The organism is Accumulibacter sp., from assembly GCF_029255125.1.
Lineage (GTDB): Bacteria > Pseudomonadota > Gammaproteobacteria > Burkholderiales > Rhodocyclaceae > Accumulibacter.
Map to the genome: position 1 here is coordinate 1 of NZ_JAPUVR010000001.1, position 4,387 is coordinate 4,387.

Sequence of the window (4,387 nt, forward strand, 5' to 3'; positions counted from 1 at the left end):
AACCCATCCGTTTGGCATCGTGTCTGTGATCACCTCAAGCGGATCCTCGCTGGCATCGAGGGGCCACCAACGCATCGCTTGCTGGGGAATTATGCGAATGGCGTCGGCTAACTGCGGTTTTTAGGTTGAAATGAGAACTGCCGGCTCGGCAAGTGGTCTGGCCGGACCATCGTCGTCAGGCGATCACCGTGCTCTACGACGACTTGCTCTGAGCGCAGACGCTGCATTGGCCATGCTCTACCCAATCCCGTTGCCGACAGAGGGCGCGGCTGGCAAGGCGCTCCGCTGGGCACCCCGCCAAAAAAAAAACGGGCGCCCGGGCGCCCGTTTCTCTGATCTGCTAACCGGCTCAGAAGGTGTGACGAATACCAGCGGTAAACGTGTGGTTCTTGCGGTCGATTGCGCCGATGACGCCGGTCAGGCCGGCCGGGGCTGCGCCAACGGTGTCGTTGTCATTCTTGACATAGACATAGCCGGTGTACAGCGTTGTACGCTTCGACAGACCGTGCGAGAAAGCCACCGCAGCAGCCTTGGACTTGCCGTTCAACTGGGCGCCCTTGTTGCCTTGATCGAAGTCAAGCTCAGCATAGCCCAGGTGAATCGCGCTCGACGACATGACCGGGATTACCGCGCCGACCGACCACGTGCTGTTGTCGTTGTTGGTCAGCGTGTTCTTGTCGTTCTGATCCTGGTAGCTGGCCATCAACTTGGCGAATTTCAGGTCGAGCGTGGCGCCGACATACCATTCGTTGATGTCCTTGCCGTTGGCGGCAACGACGTTCTGGCGCACTTGATAGACACCGTCGACGTTGAACATGCCGGCGCTGAAGTTGGCGCCGACGCCCCAACGGCCGTTGTCGCTGGTGCTGACAAAGCGGTCGTTGCCGGCGTTTTCGCCAAAGCCATAGATCGCCTTACCGGTGAAGCCGCCCCAATTCGGGGTGGTGTAGGTCACGGCGTTGTTCCAGCGCGCGCCGCTGTTCGGCGTGATCGTGTTGTTGCCGGCAGTCGAGGTCGTCAGGAACGATTGCGGAGCGAAAGCGGCACCGGCGAAGGCGTCGTTTCTCGCGGTGGCGTCATAGGCGGGAGCATATTGGCGACCAAGGGCGACCGTACCCAGCGCGTTGCTGGACAGACCGACGAACTGCTGGCGGGCCAGCGCGGTGCCAACGCCCGCGTTGCTGTCGATGCTCAGGCCATATTCGAGCTGGAAGATGGCTTTCAGGCCGTTACCCAGCGCTTCTTCACCTTTGAAACCGAGGCGCGAGCCGCTCAGCAGGCCGGACTCGATGCCGCTGAACTTGTTGGTGCCGCCGCCGGCGATATTGGCCTTGCCCGTGCTATAGACATAGCCCGCGTCGGCGATGCCATACATCGTGACATTGGTCTGAGCAAAAGCAGCGCCGGAAGCTACGCTGGCGACTGCCAGTGCGATGAGTTTCTTTTGCATTGTGAATCTCCTCTAGGTTTGAGATCGATGAAGCTACCTGCCGCTCCACCAAACTGGACCTCTCGAAAAGACGAGAAGTTGGGCGGATTCTGGCAAAGGCGCCAGATTGCAGCAAGTTCCCTGATCGCTTTCGCTCGTGACGGCGCAGCGATTGTTGGTTTTCTGCAACAGGCGTGTCGAACTCAGGCGAAGAGCGTCGCCAGGGCTTTGCCGGGCTCATCGGCGCGCATGAAGGCTTCGCCGACGAGAAAGGCGTTGACCCCATGGCGGCGCAGCAAGCTGACGTCGGTGGCGGCAAGGATGCCGCTTTCGGCGATGACGATCCGCTCCGCCGGCACCTCGAGCGACAGGTCGAGCGTCGTCTGCAGGCTGACCTCGAAGCTGCGCAGGTTTCGGTTGTTGATGCCGATCAGCGGGGTCGCCAGCTCGAGCGCGAGTTCGAGTTCGTGTCGGTCGTGCACCTCGACGAGTACCGACATTCCGTAGGAGGTGGCAATCTGCTCGAAACGCTGCATCGTCGGCAAGTCGAGTGCGGCAACGATGAGCAGGATGGCGTCGGCGCCCATCGCGCGCGCTTCGTGGACTTGATAGTCGTCGACCAGAAAGTCCTTGCGCAGTACTGGCAGCGAACAGGCGGCCCGGGCGCGTTGCAGCGCCGCAGGCGAACCATGGAAGAACTGCCGGTCAGTGAGCACCGACAGGCACGCGGCACCATTCTCCTGGTAGCCGGCAGCGATTGCTGCGGGTTGGAAATCGGCGCGCAGTATCCCTTTCGACGGGCTGGCCCGCTTGATTTCGGCAATCACCGCCGGTTGGCCGGCAGCGATCCGCTGGCGCAGCGCGCCAACGAAATCGCGTGGCCGCTCCTGCCGCTGCGCTGTCGCACAGATCTCGGCAAGGCTCGTCTCCGCCGCGCTGGCGGCAAGCTCGTCGCGTTTGACGGCAAGAATACGCTGCAGGATGTCGGTCATTGGCGGCTCGCCTGTCGTCGACCACGGGCCGCTTCGATGCCCTCGGGGTCAACCGTTCGGTTCGCCTGGATCACGCGGCGAAGCGTCGCGAGAACGCAACGAAGTCGTCGACCTTTGACCGCGCAGCTCCGCTGGCGATCGTTTCAAACGCGGCATCGACGCCATCGGCCAGCGACGGGGCCAGGCCGCCGACGTAAATGCTCGCTCCGGCATTCAGTGCCACGATGTCGCGCGCAGCTCCGGCGCGATTCTCCAGCGCAGCCAGCAGCATCGCTTTCGACTCCTCGACGGTCGCGGCGCGCAGAACACGCGGGTCATGCACAGGCAGATTGAACTGTTCGGGATGAATCGTGTATTCGTCGACACGGCCGTTCTTCAGTTCGCCGACCAGCGTCTCGCCGGAAATCGAGATCTCGTCGAGTCCCTCGCGGCCGAACAAGGTCAGCGCGTGGGCGCTGCCGAGGCGCTGCAGAACGCGTACCTGGATGCCGACGAGATCGGGATGGAAAACGCCGAGTACCTGGCTCCCCGCGCCAGCCGGATTGGTCAGCGGGCCGAGAATGTTGAACAGGGTGCGCACACCGAGTTCACGGCGAACCGGCGCTGCGTGCTTCATCGCGCTATGGTGGTTCGGCGCGAACATGAAACCGACGCCGACCTCGTCAATGCTCTGCGCAACCTGCTGCGGCGTCAGACTGATGTTGGCGCCGAGCGCTTCGAGCACGTCTGCACTGCCCGATTGCGACGAAACCGATCGCCCGCCGTGTTTGGCGACGCGTACGCCGGCGGCAGCGGCAACAAACATCGCGGCAGTCGAAATGTTGAAAGTTTGCGCGCCGTCGCCGCCGGTGCCGCAGGTGTCGACGAGATGTGTGCGGTCGCCGACATCAACCTTGGTCGACAACTCGCGCATCACCTGTGCCGCGGCCGAAATCTCGCCTATCGTTTCCTTCTTGACGCGCAGGCCGACAATGATCGCGGCGATCATCACTGGACTGACTTCGCCGCGCATGATCTGACGCATCAGCGCGACCATTTCGTCGTGGAAGATTTCGCGGTGTTCGATGACCCGCGTCAAAGCGTCCTGTGGCTTCATCTCTGACCCCCCTCGAGAAAGTTGGCAAGCAACTGGTGACCGTTTTCGGTAAGGATCGACTCGGGGTGGAACTGCACGCCCTCGACCGCCAGGGTACGATGCCGCAATCCCATGATCTCGCCATCGTCGGTCCAGGCGGTGATCTCCAGGCAGTCGGGCAACGACGAACGCTCGACAGCCAGCGAATGATAGCGCGTGCACCTCAGCGGGTTCGGCTGCCCGCGAAACACCCCCTGGCCGTTATGGTGCACCGGCGACACCTTGCCATGCATCAGCCGGCGGGCATGCACGACGCGACCGCCGAAGGCCTCGCCGATCGCCTGGTGGCCGAGGCAGACGCCGAGCAGAGGCAGTTTGCCGGCAAATTCCCGGATCGCCGCCAGCGAGATTCCCGCCTGGCTTGGCGTACAAGGGCCCGGCGAGATAACGAGATAGGTGGGATCGAGGCGGGCAATCCCGGTCAGGCTGATGGCGTCGTTACGAAACACTCTGACCTCTTGCCCAAGCTCGCCGAAGTACTGAACGAGGTTGTAGGTAAATGAGTCGTAGTTATCGATCATCAGCAGCATGACTAGGCTATCCTTCTGATTCTATTGATGCATACGTGCTTGACCGCTGATTGATAGCCGCTTTCCTGGCCGCTTCCTCAGCCGCTGGATGAAGTGGCGCGGGTGAAAAGCGCCGGCTCGCAAAGACCGGCATTGTCGCATTGTGCGGGACCGCGTTCAAGAAATGGCTGGCTGCCGGGTGCAATCGAAAGTGCGACTGGCGCCGGGGTGGTCGGCATTGGCCTTCGGCACTAGACAAATGAGCGGAGGTGAGGTAAATAGCGATGGGTGACTTTAACCTGGAGCGAAACCCATGGCAGAA

The 4,387-nt window shown here is 62.1% G+C and carries 4 protein-coding genes; all 4 read right to left on the reverse strand.

Going from position 1 to position 4,387, the window contains the following annotated elements; all coding sequences use genetic code 11:
- Positions 1–349 precede the first annotated feature (349 nt).
- The 4 genes from Q1L59_RS00005 to Q1L59_RS00020 all read right to left on the reverse strand — a co-directional run bounded on the left by Q1L59_RS00005 (position 350) and on the right by Q1L59_RS00020 (position 4,086).
- Positions 350–1,450 (reverse strand): porin, encoded by a 1,101-nt coding sequence (locus Q1L59_RS00005; protein ID WP_300327249.1) that lies wholly within the window; start codon positions 1,448–1,450, stop codon positions 350–352.
- A 182-nt stretch (positions 1,451–1,632) separates the two neighbouring features.
- Positions 1,633–2,421, reverse strand: a complete 789-nt coding sequence (gene trpC, locus Q1L59_RS00010) for an indole-3-glycerol phosphate synthase TrpC (RefSeq protein ID WP_300327250.1) — start codon at positions 2,419–2,421, stop codon at positions 1,633–1,635.
- 70 nt (positions 2,422–2,491) lie between these two features.
- Entirely contained in the window at positions 2,492–3,517 is a 1,026-nt protein-coding gene (gene trpD, locus Q1L59_RS00015) for an anthranilate phosphoribosyltransferase (protein WP_300327251.1), read from the reverse strand.
- Positions 3,514–4,086: an aminodeoxychorismate/anthranilate synthase component II gene (locus tag Q1L59_RS00020; protein WP_300327252.1), complete on the reverse strand. Its 573-nt coding sequence runs from the start codon at positions 4,084–4,086 to the stop codon at positions 3,514–3,516. Before Q1L59_RS00020 ends, trpD begins: the two co-directional genes overlap by 4 nt.
- Between the last annotated feature and the right edge of the window lie 301 nt (positions 4,087–4,387).